Origin of the sequence: Burkholderia multivorans ATCC BAA-247, from assembly GCF_000959525.1 — a bacterium.
GTDB lineage: Bacteria > Pseudomonadota > Gammaproteobacteria > Burkholderiales > Burkholderiaceae > Burkholderia > Burkholderia multivorans.
In genome coordinates, this window is sequence record NZ_CP009832.1 from 3186359 (window position 1) to 3204039 (window position 17681).

General features: G+C 69.2%; 13 protein-coding genes. 3 read left to right on the plus strand and 10 right to left on the minus strand.

Annotated elements, in window-relative coordinates:
* Positions 1–200: 200 nt before the first annotated feature.
* Positions 201–776 carry a hypothetical protein gene (locus NP80_RS27285; protein ID WP_045594276.1) on the minus strand — a complete coding sequence of 192 codons (576 nt, stop codon included), beginning with the start codon at positions 774–776 and terminating at the stop codon, positions 201–203.
* A 159-nt stretch (positions 777–935) separates the two neighbouring features.
* Between NP80_RS27285 and NP80_RS27290 the strand changes: the two genes are divergently transcribed.
* Positions 936–1475 carry a TlpA disulfide reductase family protein gene (locus tag NP80_RS27290; protein ID WP_006407049.1) on the plus strand — a complete coding sequence of 180 codons (540 nt, stop codon included), beginning with the start codon at positions 936–938 and terminating at the stop codon, positions 1473–1475.
* Between the two features lie 91 nt (positions 1476–1566).
* On the opposite strand, the gene NP80_RS27295 is transcribed toward NP80_RS27290, so the two are convergent.
* From NP80_RS27295 to NP80_RS27335, 9 genes are all read right to left on the minus strand, one after another.
* Positions 1567–2919, minus strand: a complete 1353-nt coding sequence (locus NP80_RS27295) for a sigma-54-dependent transcriptional regulator (RefSeq protein WP_006407050.1) — start codon at positions 2917–2919, stop codon at positions 1567–1569.
* Positions 2920–3010: 91 nt separating this feature from the next.
* Positions 3011–5017 carry a sensor histidine kinase gene (locus tag NP80_RS27300; RefSeq protein WP_006411078.1) on the minus strand — a complete coding sequence of 669 codons (2007 nt, stop codon included), beginning with the start codon at positions 5015–5017 and terminating at the stop codon, positions 3011–3013.
* 4 nt (positions 5018–5021) lie between these two features.
* A complete protein-coding gene (locus tag NP80_RS27305; protein ID WP_006398167.1) occupies positions 5022–6311 on the minus strand; it encodes a dicarboxylate/amino acid:cation symporter in 1290 nt (429 codons plus the stop codon).
* Positions 6312–6679: 368 nt separating this feature from the next.
* Positions 6680–8365: a cation/acetate symporter ActP gene (gene actP, locus NP80_RS27310; protein WP_006411075.1), complete on the minus strand. Its 1686-nt coding sequence runs from the start codon at positions 8363–8365 to the stop codon at positions 6680–6682.
* Between the two features lie 11 nt (positions 8366–8376).
* Positions 8377–8682: a DUF485 domain-containing protein gene (locus NP80_RS27315; RefSeq protein ID WP_006398164.1), complete on the minus strand. Its 306-nt coding sequence runs from the start codon at positions 8680–8682 to the stop codon at positions 8377–8379.
* Positions 8683–8769: 87 nt separating this feature from the next.
* A complete protein-coding gene (locus NP80_RS27320) occupies positions 8770–9975 on the minus strand; it encodes a CaiB/BaiF CoA transferase family protein (RefSeq protein WP_045594367.1) in 1206 nt (401 codons plus the stop codon).
* A 28-nt stretch (positions 9976–10003) separates the two neighbouring features.
* Positions 10004–11140 carry an acyl-CoA dehydrogenase family protein gene (locus NP80_RS27325; protein WP_006411001.1) on the minus strand — a complete coding sequence of 379 codons (1137 nt, stop codon included), beginning with the start codon at positions 11138–11140 and terminating at the stop codon, positions 10004–10006.
* A gap of 15 nt (positions 11141–11155) precedes the next feature.
* Positions 11156–12358 (minus strand): acyl-CoA dehydrogenase family protein, encoded by a 1203-nt coding sequence (locus tag NP80_RS27330; RefSeq protein ID WP_006407056.1) that lies wholly within the window; start codon positions 12356–12358, stop codon positions 11156–11158.
* A 61-nt stretch (positions 12359–12419) separates the two neighbouring features.
* The gene (locus NP80_RS27335; RefSeq protein ID WP_006411006.1) at positions 12420–14552 is read right to left on the minus strand and encodes a 3-hydroxyacyl-CoA dehydrogenase NAD-binding domain-containing protein; all 2133 of its coding nucleotides are present in this window, start codon (positions 14550–14552) and stop codon (positions 12420–12422) included.
* A gap of 242 nt (positions 14553–14794) precedes the next feature.
* Here NP80_RS27335 and NP80_RS27340 point away from each other — a divergent pair, with 242 nt between their 5' ends.
* Together NP80_RS27340 and ggt are read left to right on the plus strand one after the other, a co-directional pair.
* Positions 14795–15721 carry a LysR family transcriptional regulator gene (locus tag NP80_RS27340; protein ID WP_006407059.1) on the plus strand — a complete coding sequence of 309 codons (927 nt, stop codon included), beginning with the start codon at positions 14795–14797 and terminating at the stop codon, positions 15719–15721.
* Between the two features lie 78 nt (positions 15722–15799).
* Complete coding sequence (gene ggt, locus NP80_RS27345) at positions 15800–17671, plus strand: gamma-glutamyltransferase (RefSeq protein WP_006411005.1); 1872 nt, start codon at positions 15800–15802, stop codon at positions 17669–17671.
* Positions 17672–17681: the final 10 nt, after the last annotated feature.

A 17681-nucleotide genomic window follows, 5' to 3' on the forward strand; every position in this document is an offset into this window, starting at 1 on the left:
GAAAGCGCCGGCGTGCACCAAAATCGGCCGGAAGGCCGTCCGGCGCGGCTGAGCGGGCAATCGGGCGAACTTTTCAACAAAGTTATCCACATCCGCTGTGGATAGCCGAAAAAGCCCCGCAAAATCCGGCGATTAGCGTAGAAAGCTGCGAATGAACTTTCAGTTGGCGAGGGCAGTCTGAAGCGCCCTCGCCGGCTGCGTCAGTCGAGCTTGAACGACCCGAAAAACTGGTCGAGCTGCTCCTGCTGCAGCGGGCGGTCGGCGATCACGACGGCCTGATATGCATGGCGCCCGCGCGCGACGAGCCGCGCGACGATCGTCTTGCGCGCCGTGTCGTCGCCGCCGGCCGCCGTGCCCGCGACGCGCAGCTCGAGGCCGTTCACCGCGCCGCCGGCCGCAAGCGGCACCGGCACCGCGGCAGTCTGCGGCGCGCCGGCCAGATTGCGCGACAGGCCGGCGCGCAGGAACTCGAGCGCCGCGCGGCGCGTAGCGTCGCGGTCGTCCGGCAACGTCAGCGTGCCGACCGCGAAGACCGCACCGTCGACGTGCGCGGCCTGCATCCGCATCGGCATCGGCGTGCCGCCCACGGCCACCGCGTGCTCGTCGACGGTCGGCTTCGCAGGCAGATCGATCGTGTAGCCCGCATCGTTGTGCAGCGTGCGCCAGTCGTACGACGGCGAACAGGCGGCCAGCGCGGCGCTGGCGCACAGCAGCGCGGCGAAGTGACGCAGCGGGCGAAAAAGGTGACGAAACGAGTCGGCAAGAGGCTTCGGCATCGCGGACGTTGGCACGGGAAAACCGCCATTATCCGTCCAACGGCAATGTCGGGATGCGCGGCGGCCGGCGATGCATGCCCCGCATTCGCGCTAAAATGAGCGCCGAATTTCGACGTCCCGCACCGCCGGGTGCGACCGACCGACTCCGAGAGCCCGCAGATGAATACCACGCCTTCCGCGCCGCGCCGCCGCGCCGGCCCCGCCCGCTACATCGTCGCCGCCGTCGTCGTCGCGGCGATCGCCGTCGCGGGCTTTTTCGCGTTCAACGGCAAGTCGAGCGTGCCGGATGCGACGTTCACGCTGCTGTCCGGCCAGAAGATTTCGACGGCCGGCGACCTGAAGGGCAAGGTCTATCTGGTCAACTTCTGGGCGACGAGCTGCGCGACCTGCATGCAGGAAATGCCGCAGATGGTCGAGACCTATAACCGCTTCAAGGGACAGGGGCTCGAATTCGTCGCGGTCGCGATGAACTACGATCCGCCGATGTACGTCGCGAACTACGCGCAGACGCGCCAGCTGCCGTTCAAGGTCGCGCTCGACGACGGCAGCGTCGCCAAGCAGTTCGGCAACGTGCAGCTCACGCCGACCACGTTCGTCGTCGACAAGGACGGCAAGATTCTGAAGCGCTACGTCGGCGCGCCGCAATTCGCGGAGCTCGACGCGCTGCTGAAGAAGGCGCTCGACGGCAACGCGGCGTAAGCGCCGCCGTCCGACGCGGCACGCTCGCCGCGCGCCGCGCCGCACACGGATCGCATCGCCGGCACAGCCGGTTCCGCGGTCCGTTTTCATTTCAGCGCTCCGATTCGCCTTTCGCGGACAGCCCGTAGCGCTTCATCTTCTCGTACAGCGTCGCCTTGCCGACGTGCAGCCGGTCGGCAGTCGCCGCGACGGCGCCGCCCGTCTGGTTCAGCGCCTCGGCGATCACCGCACGCTCGAATTGCTCGACGCGCTCCTTCAGCGTCTGCTCGCTCGCCGCATCGCCGGCCACGTCGGCCTCGGCCGGCATCTCCGCGACGCCCAGCACGAAGCGGTCGGCCGCGTTGCGCAGCTCGCGCACGTTGCCGGGCCAGTCGCGCTGCATCAGGCTCGCGCGCTGCCGGTCGCTCAGCACCGGCGCGGGCCGGCCGTAGCGCACGGCCGCATCGAGCATGAAGTGCTCGAACAGCGGCACGATGTCCTCGCGGCGCTCGGCGAGCGGCGGCAGCGCGATCGTCACGACGTTCAGCCGATACAGCAGGTCGCGGCGGAACGTGCCGGCCGCGACAAGCTCGCTCATGTCGCCCTTCGCCGCCGCGACGACGCGGCAGTTCACGCGGATCGGCTGGTTCGAGCCGAGCCGCTCGAGCACGCCGTCCTGCAGCACGCGCAGCAGCTTCACCTGCAGCGCGAGCGGCATGCTTTCGATTTCGTCGAGAAACAGCGTGCCGCCGGATGCATATTCGAGCTTGCCGATGCGGCGCTTCGCGGCGCCGGTGAACGCGCCGGGCTCGTAGCCGAACATCTCGGACTCGAACATCGGCTCGGGCAGCGCGCCGCAGTTCACCGCGATGAACGGCTTGTCGCGGCGCGGCGACAGCTCGTGCAGGCTGCGTGCGATCAGCTCCTTGCCGGCGCCCGTGTCGCCGTTGATCAGCACCGACGCGTCGGTCGGCGCGATGTTGGCGATCAGCTTGCGCACCTGCTCGATCGCCGGACTGCGGCCGATGATGCGCGGCGCGACGACGTTCTGGCCGGCCAGCTCGCGCCGCAGCGCGTGATTCTCGAGCACGAGCTCGCGCCGCTCGAGCGCGCGCCGCACGGTCTCGATCAGCCGCTCGGCCGCGAACGGCTTCTCGATGAAGTCGTATGCGCCGTCGCGCATCGCCTGCACGGCCATCGAGATGTCGCCGTGACCGGTAACGAGAATCACCGGCACGTCCGGCACGCGCGCGCGGCATTGCGCAAGCAGGTCGAGCCCGCTCGCGCCGGGCAGCCGGATGTCGCTGACGATCACGCCGGCGTTGTCGGCGACGATCGCCTTGTCGGCCGCCTCGGCCGATTCGAAGCCGGCGACGTCGAAGCCCGCGAGTTGCAGGCTCTGCACGCTCGCCCGGCGAACGAGCGCGTCGTCTTCGATGTAGATCACTTGCAGCCGGTTGGCCATCGTACTCACTCACTCCTCGCGCAGCGCGCGCCGTCGCGCGCGCGGCGTCGTTGATGCCGCCGGGCGCCGGCCGTGCGCGTCGCGCGTGCGCTCACTGCAGGCCGGCCGGCTCGGACACGGAGTCCGGATGATGCGTGTGCGCGCGCCGCAGCGTCAAGACGAACAGCGCGCCGCCCGAGGGCGCATTGCGCGCGGTCAGCGAGCCGCCCGCGTCGCTCGCGATCGACGACGAGATCGCGAGGCCGAGGCCGAGGCCGCTGCCCATCTCCTTCGTCGTGAAAAACGGCTCGAACAGGCGCGGCAGCAGCTCGGGCGGGATGCCGGGGCCGTTGTCGCGCACCTCGATCGCGACGGTCGCACTCGACACCGCGACCGTTACTTCGATCGCCGGCGCCGCGACCGCGGCGACCGCATCGAGCGCGTTGCCGAGCAGGTTGATCAGCACCTGCTCGAGGCGCAGGTCCTCGCAGCGCGCGACGAGTTCCGGATGGTCGTGCGCGATGTCGAGCGGCGCGTCGCGCGCGGGCGAGACCGTCGCGTCCTGCAGCGTGAGCGTCAGCGCGACGCCGCGCAGCCGTTCGCCAAGCAGGGCGAGCACGCCGCGCAGTGCGCGCACGACGAGCGCGCGCTCGTTGCGCGGACGCGCGCGCCCGACGAACAGCTTCAGCTGGTTCGTGATCTTGCCCATGCGCTCGGTCAGCGCGGCGATCGCCTCGAGGTTCTCGCGCGCCGCCGCCTGTTCGCCGCGGTCGAGCAGCACACGTGTGTTGTCGGAGAAGCTGCGCAGCGCGGCGAGCGGCTGGTTCAGCTCGTGCGTGATGCCGGCCGCCATCTGACCGAGCGCCGCGAGCTTGCTCGCCTGGATCAGTTCGTCGTGCGCGGCGCGCAGCTCCTGCTCCGCGCGGATCCGGTCGCCGACTTCCTTCTGCAGCTGCTCGTTCGCCTCCGACAGGTCGGCCGTGCGTTCCTCGACGCGCCGGTTCAGTTCCGCGTACGCCTGCTGCAGCAGCGCGCGGCTGCGGATCATCTCGCGCACGCGCGCGCGGCGCATGCGCCAGTAGAACGCGAGCAGCGCGACCGACACGAAGCCGAAGCCCGTCACGATCGTCGCGTTGCGCGCGTCGGCGTCGACGGGCGCGATCGGCGCGAGCGTGACGAGCTGCCAGTCGGGCTCGCCGATCCGGCGCCGCGTCGCGAGAAAGCGCGGCGCACGGCGGCCCGAACCGACGCGCACGATCTCCGCATCGCCGCCGAGCACCTGCTCGACGCGCATCGGCAACGGCGTGACGGGCTGCTGCGCGTACTGGCGCGTCTCGAAGATCGACGCGGCGACGGGCTCCGTCAGCGGCTTCAGCGTGTGGTATTTCCAGGCAGGCACCGACGACAGGAACACGACGCCGTGCTCGTCCGCGACGACGAGCGGCTCGGACGCGTCGGCGCCCTGAAACCATTCGAGATTGAGCTTCACGACGACGACGCCCGCGATCCCGCCGTCGCGCCAGACAGGCTGCGAGATGTAGTAGCCGGGGTCGCGCGAGATCGTGCCGATGCCGAAGAAGCGGCCGACCCGGCCGTGCATCGCGTCGATGAAATACGGACGGAAGCGGTATTCGATTCCGACGAAGCTGTCGGGCGCGCGCCAGTTGCTCGCGGCGACGCAGAGGCCGTCCGTGCCGATCACGTAGGTGACGGTCGCATGCGCGTGTTCGTTGAGGTCTTCGAGGTAGCGGTTCGTGCGCGCGACGTAATCGGCGCGCTTCGGTGCGGCGAGCAGCTCCTGCACGTACGGATGGCTGCCGAGCAGATACGGCAGCGATTCGTAGCGATCGAGCGTGCTCTTCAGTGCGTTGGTCGTGCGGTCGACGCGCACGGCCGCGTTGCGCTGCAGCTCGGCGATGCCGCGCCGCCACGTGACGGTCCACGTCAGCGCGCAGGCTGCCGCGAGCATCGCGGCGAGCACGGCGAGGACGAGCAGGCGGCGCTTCACGGTCGAGACTTCCTGGCGATGCGGATCGCCTATTGTGTCATACGCGTCCCGATCGCGATCGCCGCCGCGCGGCGCGGCGCGCGCGGACGGCGCGGCCGCCTGCCCGTTCATCGCATCAGACGCCGGCCGTCTCGGTCGCCGCGACTTCGCCGCCGCCCTTCAGCGCCTGGCGCAGCTTCGCACGATCGAGTTCCTTTTCCCATGCCGACACGACGACGGTCGCGACGCCGTTGCCGACGATGTTCGTCAGCGCGCGGCATTCGCTCATGAAGCGGTCGATGCCGAGGATCAGCACCATGCCCGACAGCGGGATCGTCGGCACGACGGCAAGCGTCGCGGCGAGCGTGATGAAGCCCGCGCCGGTGACGCCGCTCGCACCCTTCGAGGTCAGCATCGCGACCGCAAGCAGCGTGAGCTGCTGCATCCAGGTCAGCTCGATGTTGGTGGCCTGCGCGATGAACAGCACGGCCATCGTCATGTAGATGTTGGTGCCGTCGAGGTTGAACGAATAGCCGGTCGGCACGACGAGGCCGACGACCGAGCGCGAGCAGCCGGCCTTCTCGAGCTTCTCCATCAGCTGCGGCAGCGCGGCTTCCGACGAGCTCGTGCCGAGCACGATCAGCAGCTCTTCCTTGATGTAGGACACGAAGCGGATGATCGAGAAGCCGGTGAAGCGCGCGATCGCGCCGAGCACGACGAGCACGAACACGACCGAGGTCAGGTAGAACGTGCCGATCAGCTTCAGCAGCGGCACCAGCGAGCCGACGCCGTACTTGCCGATCGTAAACGCCATCGCGCCGAACGCGCCGATCGGCGCGAGCTTCGTGACGATGTGCACGATGCCGAACAGCACGCGCGTGAGGCCGTCGATGAAGTCCGTGACGACCTTGCCGCGCTCGCCGAGGTGCGCGAGCACGCTGCCGAACAGCAGCGCGATCAGCAGGATCTGCAGGATCTCGCCCTGCGCGAACGCGTCGACCATCGTGTTCGGGATGATGTGCATCAGGAAGTCGACCGTCGACTGGCCGTGCGCCTTCGCCGCGTACGACGCGACGGCCTTGCCGTCGAGCGTCGCCGGATCGATGTTGAAGCCGACGCCCGGACGCAGGATGTGCGTCGCCGCGAGACCGAGCACCAGCGCGAACGTCGACACGATCTCGAAGTACAGCAGCGCCTTGCCGCCGACGCGGCCGACCTTCTTCATGTCCTCCATGCCGGCGATGCCGGTGACGACCGTACAGAAGATGATCGGACCGATCACCATCTTGATCAGCTTGATGAACCCGTCGCCGAGCGGTTTCATCTCGGTGGCGAGCGACGGATAGTAGTGACCGAGGATCACGCCGACGACGATGGCGAAGATCACCTGCACATAAAGCACTTTGTAGAAGGGTTTCTTCTTCACGATGGTTCCTGCTGAAGTAGATGAGCCGGGGGACACGGCGTCACGCGCGCGGCAAGGGACGAGGACGGAGGGCAATGCCCGCCGCGGCACGCGCCCGCGCGGCTGCCATGCCGCAACAAGCGATGCCTCAGGACATCCGGAGGGGGAGGAAGGCGTCGGTCATCGATTGTCTCCTTGGTTTAATCGTCGGGCCCGGGGAAGGCCGTGCGCTTTTTATTGCAAGGTCGATGCCAGGCTTTCGCAAGCCTGTAAGCCGTTGTTTTCGTTGAGTTTCCCGCTCCGCGCGCGGCGCGCGGAATCCGGGATTCCGGAAATCCGGAAAGCATCCGTCCGGCGATCCGGACGGATGCGGCGATTCATCGGACGAATCAATGGCGCATGGCCGGGCCCGCCAGCACGCCCGTCTGCGCGTAGAACTCCTGCTGCGTGAACGCCTCGCGCTCGCGCCGCGCACGCTCGCTGCGATCCGCGAGCGAGCCGACGACGATCGCCACGAACGCGAGCGGCACCGACACGAGCGCCGGGTTGTCGAGGAACACCGGCGCGTGCGCATGGTGCAGCACGTCGACCCACACCGACTTCGACAGCACGGTCAGCACGACGGCCGACACGAGGCCGAGGCCGCCGCCGAGCACCGCGCCGCGCGTCGTCATTCCGCGCCAGAAGATCGACATCGCGAGCACCGGGAAATTCGCGCTCGCCGCGACCGCCGCGACGAGCCCGACCATGAACGCGACGTTGACATGCTCGAACAGAATCGACAGCCCGATCGCGAGCGCCGACAGCACGATCGTCGCCGCGCGCGAGATGCGCATCTCGAGCCGCTCGTCGGGCTTGCCGCGCGCCCACATCTGCGCGTACAGGTCGTGCGAGATCGTCGTCGCGCCGGCGAGCGTGAGCCCCGCGACGACGGCGAGGATCGTCGCGAACGTGACGGCCGCGATGAAGCCGTAGAAGACGTTGCCGCCCACCGCCTGCGCAAGCTTCACCGCCACCATGTTGGAGCCGCCGAGCAGGTCGTGCGTGAGGTTGAACGTGCCGTTCGCGGCGACGCGGAAGAACTCGGGATGCTGCGCGAGCAGCACGATCGCCGAGAAACCGATCACAAAGGTCAGCAGGTAGAAATAGCCGATGAAGCCGGTCGCGTACAGCACCGACTTGCGCGCCTCTTTCGCGTTCGGCACCGTGAAGAAGCGCATCAGGATATGCGGGAAGCCGGCCGTGCCGAACATCAGCGCGATGCCGAGCGAGAGCGCGTTGGCCGGATCGCGGATCAGCTTGCCGGGCCCCATGATCGAGAGCGCGCCCGGATGCACGGCCACGGCGCGGCGGAACATCTCGTCGACGCTGAAGCCGAATTCGGCAAGCGCGAGCCACGCGAGCAGCGACGCGCCGGCCAGCAGCAGCACGGCCTTGATGACCTGCACCCAGGTCGTCGCGGTCATTCCGCCGAAGAACACGTAGACGACCATCAGCACGCCGACGATCAGCTCCGCGCTGCCGTACGACAGCCCGAACAGCAGCTGGATCAGCTTGCCCGCACCGACCATCTGCACGACCAGATACAGCACGACGATCGTCAGCGCGTTCGCCGACGTCAGCAGCCGGATCGGGCGCTGCGCGAAGCGGTACGCGACGACGTCGACGAACGTGAACTTGCCGAGATTGCGCAGCGGCTCGGCGATCAGGAACATCACGAACGGCCAGCCGACGAGAAAGCCGATCGAGTAGATGAGCCCGTCGAAGCCGAACATGAACACCATGCCGGACAGCCCGAGGAACGAGGCGGCCGACATGTAGTCGCCCGCGATCGCGAGGCCGTTCTGCAGCCCCGTGATGCCGCCGCCGGCCGTGTAGAAGTCGCGTGTCGAGCGTGTGCGGCGCGCGGCCCACCGCGTCAGCGCGAGCGTCGCGAACACGAACGCGAAGAACATCGCGATCGCGACCGGGTTCAGCTCGACCTTGTCCGGCATCGGGCCGGCGACCGATACCGCATGCGCGGCAGACGAAACGAAGACGGACAGCGCGCCGAGCGCGATCGATGAGCGTCGCATCGCAGCCTCCCTCACGAACGGCCGAGCAGCGCGTCGACGCGGCGGTCGAACGCGCGGTTCGCACGCAGCACGTAGCACGCGGTCAGCGCGACGGCGATCGCGATGATCGCGACGCCGGCGGCAATGCCGACCGTCGTCGTCGCGCCGCGGTACAGCGGCGCGGCGAGCACTTGCGGCGCGAGCGCGACGAGCAGGATGAAACCGTAGTAGGTGGCGATCATCAGCGCCGTCAGCGCGAAGCTGAAGCGGCGCCGCGCGCGCACGAGCTGCTGATAGTCACGGCGCGCCGTGACCGATTCGATGACGGAAAGCTCCATGGTGTCTCCTGTGCGTCGTCTCGCGACGCTGTCTTGTCGATGATCGGCGCGTGAACCGAGCCGCCCGCGCCGCGGCGGCATGATCGGTTACACGACGCGGTCCGCGCGCAACCGCGCGACGTCGTCGGCGGACAGCCCGAGCCAGCTGCCGAGCACCGCATCGGTATCGGCGCCGAGCACCGGCGGCGCACCGCGCACCGGCAATCGCGCGCCGTCGAAGCGGTACGGCGGCGCGAGCACGTGCACGCCGCCCGCGACCGGATGCGGCTGCCGCGTGACGAGCCCCGCGCGCGTCGCGCGCTCGGACGTCAGCGCCTCGTGCAGCCCGAGCACCTCTCCGCAGGGGATCCCGGCGTCGGCGAGCGCGGTGAGCAGCGCCGCGCGCGGCCGGCGTGCCAGCTCGCGGCGCAGTTCCGGCAGCAGGTCCGCGCGATTCTCCGAGCGGCCGAGATTGGTGCGATAGCGCGGATCGGCCGCGAGATCGGCCCGTTCGAGCACGTCGCAAAAGCGCGCGAACTGCGTGTTGTTGCCGACCGTGATCACGAGCGGGCCGTCGGCCGCATCGAACACGCCGTACGGCACGATCGACGGATGCGCGTTGCCGTAACGCGGCGGGTCCTTCTCCATCAGCAGCGCGTCGAGCCCGTAGTACGCGGTGATCATCAGCCCGCAGTCGAACAGCGCCATCTCGATGCGCCGGCCGCGCCCGGTCGCGTGACGCTCGTACAGCGCGGCAAGAATCGCCTGCGCCGAATACATGCCGGTGAACAGGTCGACCGCCGCGACGCCGAACTTCAGCGGCGGCTGGCCCGCTTCGCCGTTCAGCGCCATCAGCCCCGCCTCGCCCTGCACGACCAGGTCGTAGCCGGGGCGAGCGGCTTCCGGCCCCGAGCGGTCGTAGCCCGAAATCGCGCAATGCACGAGGCGCGGATTGCGTTCGGCGAGCGTGTCATAGCCGAGCCCGAGCTTTTCCGCGCCGCCGAGCTTGAAGTTGTGAATCAGCACGTCGGCCTGCGCGGCGAGGTCCTGCGCGATCCGCTGCCCCGCTTCTGTCTGCAGGTCGATGCAGAGCGAGCGCTTGCTGCGGTTCACGCTGTTGAAATACGTGGTTTCGGTGTCGCCGATCCGGATGCCCCAGTCGCGCGTATCGTCGCCGCGCGCGGGGTGCTCGACCTTCACGACTTCCGCGCCGAAATCGGCGAGCACCATCGCGCACCACGGGCCCGCGAGCACGCGCGACACGTCGAGCACCTTGACGCCGGCAAGCGGCAGCGCACGCGGTTCGTTCGTCATGTTCGTCTCCTCCATTTGCGATCGCGCGTTATCGTTTCGACAGCGAGATATAGCGCGCGAGATGATGATCCTCGTCGCCGAGCTGGTGATCGATCATCACGAGCCGCTTCGCGTAGTGCGACAGCGGCAGCTCCCACGTCATCCCGATTCCGCCGTGCAGCTGGATGCTCTCCTCCGCGACGAGCGTGCCGATCCGGCCGATCGTGTATTTCGCGGCGGCGAGCGCGCGCTCCCGCAGGTCGCGCGGCGCGTCGAGCTGCGCGGCCGCGTTGATCACGGCCGAGCGCGCCTGCTCGACTTCGAGCAGCAGGTCCGCCATCCGGTGCTGCAGCGCCTGGAAGCTGCCGATCGGCATGCCGAACTGCTTGCGCGTGCGCAGATACTCGAGCGTGTGCGCCTTCGCGACGTCCATCGCGCCGAGCGCTTCCGCGGACAGCGCGAGCAGCCCGTACCCGAGCACGCGCTCGAGCAGCGCCGCGCCCTGCTCGCCGTCGTGCTCGCCAAGTGCCGCATCGGCCGGCAATACGACGCGCTCGAAGCGCACCTCGGCCGCGCGGCCGCCGTCGATCTTGCGATAGTCGCGCAGCGACACGCCCGCCGCGTTTGCCGGCACGACGAACAGGCCGATGCCGGCCGCGTCGTCGTCGCGGCCCGCGACGCGCGCGCTGACGACGAAGAACGCCGCCTGCGCGGCCTGGTCGACGACGCCCTTTGCACCCTTCAATACCCAGCCGTCGCCCGTGCGCTCGGCGCGCGTGCGCACCGTCGTCAGTTCGTAGTGCGAGCCCGGCTCGTCGTGCGCGAACGCGGCGCTCGCGCTGCCGTCGATCAGCGCGGCCAGCATCGTGCGATGCGCGTCGCCGCCCGCGAGCGACAGTGCGCGCCCCGCGAGCAGCGTGCCGAGGAACGGCTCGACGACAAGCCCGCGTCCGAGGCATTCGAATACCACCGCGATGTCGAAGCCCGCGCCGCCGAACCCGCCGTCGGCTTCGGGAAACAGCGCGCCGACCGCGCCAAGTTCGGCAAAGCGCCGCCACATCGTGCGGTCGAAACCGTCGGCCGACTGCGCGATGCGGTCGCGCACCGCGAACGGATACTGCTCGGCGATGAAGCGGTTCAACGTGTCCGCCAGCATCCGGCGGTCTTCTGTGTGCTGGAAATCCATCGTCGCGTTCCCTCGTTACAGCCCGAGCATCATCTTCGCGATGATGTTCTTCTGGATCTCGTTCGAGCCGCCGAAGATCGACAGCTTGCGGTTGTTGAAGTACTGCTGCGCGGCGCGCGCGGCACCGTCCGGGCCGATCGGCTCGGCGCCGTCGCCGGCGTCCGCGTCGAGCGCGTCATCGACGAACGGCTGCGCGTACGGCCCCATCGCGCGGCGCATCAGCGACGTGATTTCCTGGCGGATCTGCGTGCCGCGGATCTTCAGCATCGAGCTTTCCGCGCCCGGCGCGCCGCCGCCGGCGACCGCGGCCAGCACGCGCAGGTTCGTCGTGCGCATGTTCTCGAGCTCGATCTCGACGCGCGCGATGCGCGCCGCGAAGAACGGATCGTCGGCGAGCGGCCGGCCGTTCTTCTCGACTTTCGCGGCAACCGCGCGCAGCCGATCGAGCGCGGCCGTCGAAAAGCCGACGCCCGCGATGTTGGTGCGCTCGTAGGTGAGCAGGTATTTCGCGTAGGTCCAGCCGCGGTTCTCTTCGCCGACGAGGTTCTCCACCGGCACGCGTACGTCGGTGAAGAACACCTCGTTCACTTCGTGCTCGCCGTCGAGCGTGATGATCGGCCGCACCTCGACGCCCGGCGTGTTCATGTCGATCAGCAGGAAGCTGATGCCTTCCTGCTTGCGCACGTCGGTCGCGGTACGCACGAGGCAGAAGATCATGTTCGCGTAGTGGCCGAGCGTGGTCCACGTCTTCTGCCCGTTCACCACGTAGTGATCGCCGACGCGCACGGCGCTCGTCTTCACCGACGCGAGATCGGATCCCGCGCCGGGCTCCGAATAGCCCTGGCACCACCAGTCGGTGCCGTCGAGAATGCGCGGCAGCCAGTGGCGCTTCTGCGCTTCGCTGCCGTACTTGATCAGCACGGGCCCCAGCATGTTGACGCCGAACGGCACGATGCGCGGCGCGCCGGCCAGCGCGCATTCGTTGTCGAACAGGAACTTCTGCGCGACGCTCCAGCCGGGGCCGCCGTATTCGCGCGGCCAGTGGCTCGCGAGCCAGCCGCGCGCGTTCAGGATCGCGTGCCATTCCTGCATGTCGTCGCGCGTCAGCGGCAGGCCGTGCTTCACCTTGTGCGCGGTGCGCTCGGGCAGCTCGGTTCGCAGGAAGCGCTGCACGTCCGCGCGGAACGCTTCCTCTTCAGGCGTGAAATTGAGGTCCATCGTGAATCCGTGTCCAATCCGAGGGGTGTGGGCGTCCGGGTACGGACGCGTGCGAAAGCATTCAGTCGATGCGGTTCAGGCTCGCGAAATTGGCGCCGCGCTCGACGAGCTCGACGAGCAGCGGCGACGGCTTCCAGAACAGCGGATCTTCTTCGGCGAACGCGCGGATGTCGGCGAGCACGTTCGCGAGACCCACCGTGTCCGCGTAGTGCATCGGGCCGCCGCGATAGCGCGGAAAGCCGTAGCCGTGCAGGAATACCGCGTCGACGTCGAGCGGCCGCAGCGCGATCTTCTCGTGCACGACGTTCGCGCCTTCGTTGATCATCGCGGCGAGATAGCGGCGCAGAATCTCGTCGTCGGTGAATGCGCGCGGCACGATGCCCTTCTTCGCGCGTTCCTGCTCGACGATCGCTTCGACTTCCGGATCCGGCGTGCCGACGCGTGCGCCGTCCGGATACAGGTAGTAGCCGCGGCCGGTCTTCTGGCCGAACCAGCCGCGCTCGCAGAGCCGGTCTGAAATCTCGACGTAGCGTGCACGCGGGTCGCGCGTCGCCGCGCGGCGCTTGCGCGTCGCCCAGCCGATGTCGCCGCCGGCGAGGTCGACGACCTGGAACGGCCCCATCGGAAAGCCGAATTCGCGCACCGCGCGATCGATCTGGTACGGCGACGCGCCGTCTTCCATCAGGTAGTCGGCCGCCGTGCGATACACGGCGAGAATCCGGTTGCCGATGAAACCGTCGCAGACGCCCGCGCGCACCGGCATCTTCTTCAGCTGGCGCGCGAGCGCGAACGCGGTCGCGACGACGTCCGCGCTCGCGCGGGCCGGCACGACGATTTCGAGCAGCTTCATCACGTTGGCCGGCGAGAAGAAATGCAGGCCGATCACGTCGGCCGGACGATCGATGCTGGCTGCGAGCGCGTCGATGTCGAGATACGACGTGTTGGTCGCGAGCACCGCGCCCGGCTTGCACACGCGTGCGAGCTCCGCGAACACGGCCTGCTTCACGGCCATGTCCTCGAACACGGCTTCGATCACGACGTCGACCTGCGCGAGCGCGTCGTACGACGTGCTGCCCTTGAGCCGCGCGATGCGTGCGGCCTGCGCGGCGGGCGTCATCCGCCCCTTCGCGACGAGCGCGTCGTAGACCTTCTCGACGTGCGCGCGGCCGCGTGCGAGCGCGGCTTCGTCGCGCTCGATCATCGTGACCGGCAGCCCGGCGTCGAGCGCCGCGATCGCGATCCCCGCCCCCATCGTACCGCCGCCGACCACGCCGATCCGCTCGATCGGCCGCGCGGTGCCGCGGCGCGCCTCCGGCACCTTCGCGGCTTCGCGTTCGGCGAAGAACGCGTGTACGAGGCCCGCGCGCTGCGGGCTGTCGATGCATTGCAGGAACAGGCTGCGCTCGAGTTTCATTCCCGCGTCGAACGGCTGCGCCAGCGCGGCTTCGACCGCGTCGACGATCTTCGCCGGCGAGAACAGCCCGCGCGACTTCTTCGGCAGCTCGGCACGAGCGGCGTCGATCGCGGCCTGCGCGGCCGCGCGATCCGCCAGCGCCTGCGCGTCGCGCGTACGCCGGGCCGGCGCGCCGAGCGACACCAGCTCCTGCGCGTAGGCAAGCCCTTCGGCAAGCGTGTCGTCGCTGTGCGCGAGGCGATCGACGAGGCCGAGCGCGAGCGCTTCCTCAGCGCTCGCGTGGCGGCCTGTCAGCATCAGGTCGAGCGCCGCCTTCGCGCCGATCAGCCGCGGCGTGCGCTGCGTGCCGCCGGCGCCCGGCAGCAGCCCGAGCGTGACTTCGGGCAGCCCGAGCTTCGCGCCGGGCACCGCGAGCCGGTAATGCGCGGCGAGCGCGACTTCGAGGCCGCCGCCGAGCGTCGCGCCGTGCAGCGCGACGACGACGGGCTTCGCGCTCGACTCGATGCGTGCGCACACGTCGGGCAGCGACGGCGGCACCGGCGGCTTGCCGAATTCGCGGATGTCCGCGCCGGCGATGAAGTTGCGGCCGGCGCCGACGATCAGCACGGCGCGGATCGCGTCGTCGGCCTGCGCGGCGTCGAGCGCGTCCGCGAGGCCGCGGCGCACGTCGGCCGACAGCGCGTTGACGGGCGGATGATCGATCGTGACGACGAGCACCTTGTCGCGCCGTTCGCGCGTGACGGTGCCGTTGGACGGGGCGGAAAAAGCGGGCGAGTTCATCGTGTCTCCTTGAGGCGGCGGCCGGCGTCGCGGCGGCCGGCGCGCGGCCGGGCCGGGACGCCCGCTCCGATCCCGCGCATCACGCGATGGCGGGACAGATCCGGCGGCATGCCGGGGGCATGACTCGATTCTCGATTGATCGAGATTCATTGACAATTCCAGCGAGCTTTTACAAGCTGTCAAGTCCGACTTGACATTGAACGTTTGCCGGCCCGTGTGCGAGCCGGTACGGAGACGCCCGGATGGACCTGAACGCGCTGACGCTGCTCGTCGAGATCCTCGACGCCGGCAATCTGAGCAAGGCCGCGCAGCGGCTGAAGATGAGCCGCGCGAACGTCAGCTATCGGCTGAACCAGCTCGAGCGCTCGATCGGTCAGCAGCTCGTACGGCGCACGACGCGACGCATCGAGCCGACCGAGATCGGGCTGAAGCTGTACGAGCACGGCCGGCGCATCCGCAACGAACTGCTCGCCGCGCAGGAATCGGTGACGACGCTCGGGCAGGACCTGCAGGGCCGCGTGCGGTTGTCGGTACCGAGCGGCTACGGGCAGATGGTGATGGCCGACTGGCTGCTCGCGTTCAAGCGGCTGCATCCGGGCATCGTGCTCGACGTCGTGTTCGAGAACCGCGTCGAGGATCTGATGCGCGACGAGATCGACATCGCGGTGCGCGTGATGCCCGAGCCGCCGCCGAATCTCGTCGCGCGCGACATGGGCGCGGTGCGCTACGTCGCCTGCGCGTCGGCCGCGTTCGCGGCCGAGCACGGGATGCCGGCGAGCCTCGACGCGCTGTCGGCCGGCCCGGTCGTCACCGCGACGGTGATGGGCCGGCAGTTGCGCATTGCCGCGTATCTCGGCGACGAACGTCACGAGGTGCTGCTCGAGCCGACGCTGGTATCGGAGAACTTCCTGTTCCTGCGGCAGGCGATCCTCGCCGGCATCGGCGTCGGCATCGTGCCCGACTACGTCGTGCAGGACGACATGCGGCGCGGCGCCATCGTCACGTCGCTCGACGCGTATCGGCTCAGCATCTTCGGCACGCACATGTACATGCTCTACATGCCGAACCGTCATCACACGCGCGCGACCTCGACCTTCATAGAGTTCATCCTCGAACAGGCCGGAAAGACCGGCCGGCGCGGGCCCGACGCGCTGCGTCAGGGTTCCTGACGGATGACAATCGGCGCGCCGCGCGGCGACAATAGCGGGCCCGCCGCCTCCTTCGACTTCATTGCTGCAGAGGGTTCCATGTTCGACCGGCTTCGTCCGTCTTCGCGTCCGTGGACGCTGATCGCCGCCATCGCGCTCGTCGCGTTCAATGCCGCCTGCACGTCGCCCGCCGCGCCGCCCGCCGCGGTCGTGCCCGTTGAGGCCTCCGGCGCCGCCGCGCCGCTGCCCGGCATGCATGCGCCCGAACTCGCGACCGGCTGGACCGACAAGCCGGGCTGGACCGCGCAGCGCTACATGATCGCGGCCGCGAATCCGCTCGCGACGCAGGCCGGCTACGAGATGCTGAAGGCCGGCGGCACTGCGGTCGATGCGGCGATCGCGACGCAGATGGTGCTCGCGCTCGTCGAGCCGCAGTCGTCCGGCATCGGCGGCGGCGCGTTCATGCTGTACTTCGACGGCAAGACGACGCAGGCGTACGACGGCCGCGAAACGGCGCCGGCCGCCGCGACCGACCGCCTGTTCTACGGCCCGACCGGCCAGCCGATGAGTTTCTACGAAGGCGTCGTCGGCGGGCGCTCGGTCGGCACGCCCGGTGTGCTGCGCATGCTCGAGGCCGCGCATCGCGCGAACGGCAAGCTGCCGTGGCGGCGGCTGTTCCAGCCGGCGATCCGGCTCGCCGAGCATGGCTTCACGATCAGCCCGCGGCTCGCGACGCTGATCGCGAACGATCGCTATCTCGCGAACGATCCGGCCGCGCGCGCGTACTTCTACAACAAGGACGGCACGCCGAAGGCGGCCGGCACCGTGCTGAAGAACCCGGCGCTCGCGGTCGTGCTGCGGCAGGTCGCCGATCGCGGCGCGAACGCGTTCTATACCGGCGCGATCGCGCGCGACATCGTCGCGAAGGTGCGCAAGCACCCGACCAATCCCGGGCTGCTGTCGATGCAGGATCTCGCGCGCTACAAGGCGAAGGTGCGCGCGCCGCTGTGCGCCGACTACCGGCGCTCGATCGTCTGCGGGATGCCGCCGCCGTCGTCGGGCGGCCTCGCGATCGCGCAGATGCTCGGCATCCTCGAGGCGATGCCCGACTGGCAGCAGATCGGCGCGCAGAAGCCGGTGCGCAACGAGGTCGGCTACGAGCCGACGCCGTTCGCCGCGCACGTGTTCAGCGAAGCCGGGCGGCTCGCGTATGCGGATCGCGCGCGCTATGTCGCCGATCCCGACTTCGTGCCGCTGCCGGGCGGCAACTGGGCGAGTCTGATCGACAAGTCCTATCTCGCCCAGCGCGCGCAGTTGATCGGCGACAACAGCATGGGCGTCGCGCAGGCCGGCACGCCGCAGGGCGCGACGCTCGCGATGGCCGACGACCGCAGCCCGGAACTGCCGTCGACGTCCGACATCGCGATCGTCGACCGCTACGGTCACGCGCTATCGATGACGACGAGCATCGAAGATGCATTCGGCTCGCGGCTGATGGTGCGCGGCTTCCTGCTCAACAACCAGCTCACCGACTTCTCGTTCGTGTCGACCGAGAACGGCCGGCCGGTTGCGAATCGCGTGCAGCCCGGCAAGCGGCCGCGCTCGGCGATGTCGCCCGAACTCGTGTTCGACAAGAAGACGAAGCAGGTGACGCTGATCGTCGGCTCGGCCGGCGGCCCCGCGATCATCAATCACGTCGCGAAGGCGCTGGTCGGCGTGCTCGACTGGGGGATGACGATGCAGCAGGCGATCGCACTGCCGAATTTCGGCTCGATGAACGGGCCGACGCAGCTCGAACGCGGCCGCGTGTCGGACGCGCTCGTCGAAGGGCTCAAAGGCCGCGGGCACGACGTGCAGATCGTCCAGATGAACTCGGGGCTGCAGGGCATTCAGCGGCTCAACGTGCAGGGGCAAACGGTGTGGTTCGGCGGCGCCGATCCGCGGCGGGAAGGCGTTGCGATGGGCGAGTGAGCGGCCGCGC

Excerpts from the sequence above, each read along its gene's own strand:
- NP80_RS27285 (WP_045594276.1), bottom strand. The coding sequence starts at position 776 with ATGCCGAAGCCTCTTGCCGACTCGTTTCGTCACCTTTTTCGCCCGCTG.
- NP80_RS27290 (WP_006407049.1), top strand. The coding sequence starts at position 936 with ATGAATACCACGCCTTCCGCGCCGCGCCGCCGCGCCGGCCCCGCCCGC.
- NP80_RS27295 (WP_006407050.1), bottom strand. The coding sequence starts at position 2,919 with ATGGCCAACCGGCTGCAAGTGATCTACATCGAAGACGACGCGCTCGTT.
- NP80_RS27300 (WP_006411078.1), bottom strand. The coding sequence starts at position 5,017 with ATGAACGGGCAGGCGGCCGCGCCGTCCGCGCGCGCCGCGCCGCGCGGC.
- actP (WP_006411075.1), bottom strand. The coding sequence starts at position 8,365 with ATGCGACGCTCATCGATCGCGCTCGGCGCGCTGTCCGTCTTCGTTTCG.
- NP80_RS27315 (WP_006398164.1), bottom strand. The coding sequence starts at position 8,682 with ATGGAGCTTTCCGTCATCGAATCGGTCACGGCGCGCCGTGACTATCAG.
- NP80_RS27320 (WP_045594367.1), bottom strand. The coding sequence starts at position 9,975 with ATGACGAACGAACCGCGTGCGCTGCCGCTTGCCGGCGTCAAGGTGCTC.
- NP80_RS27325 (WP_006411001.1), bottom strand. The coding sequence starts at position 11,140 with ATGGATTTCCAGCACACAGAAGACCGCCGGATGCTGGCGGACACGTTG.
- NP80_RS27330 (WP_006407056.1), bottom strand. The coding sequence starts at position 12,358 with ATGGACCTCAATTTCACGCCTGAAGAGGAAGCGTTCCGCGCGGACGTG.
- NP80_RS27335 (WP_006411006.1), bottom strand. The coding sequence starts at position 14,552 with ATGAACTCGCCCGCTTTTTCCGCCCCGTCCAACGGCACCGTCACGCGC.
- NP80_RS27340 (WP_006407059.1), top strand. The coding sequence starts at position 14,795 with ATGGACCTGAACGCGCTGACGCTGCTCGTCGAGATCCTCGACGCCGGC.
- ggt (WP_006411005.1), top strand. The coding sequence starts at position 15,800 with ATGTTCGACCGGCTTCGTCCGTCTTCGCGTCCGTGGACGCTGATCGCC.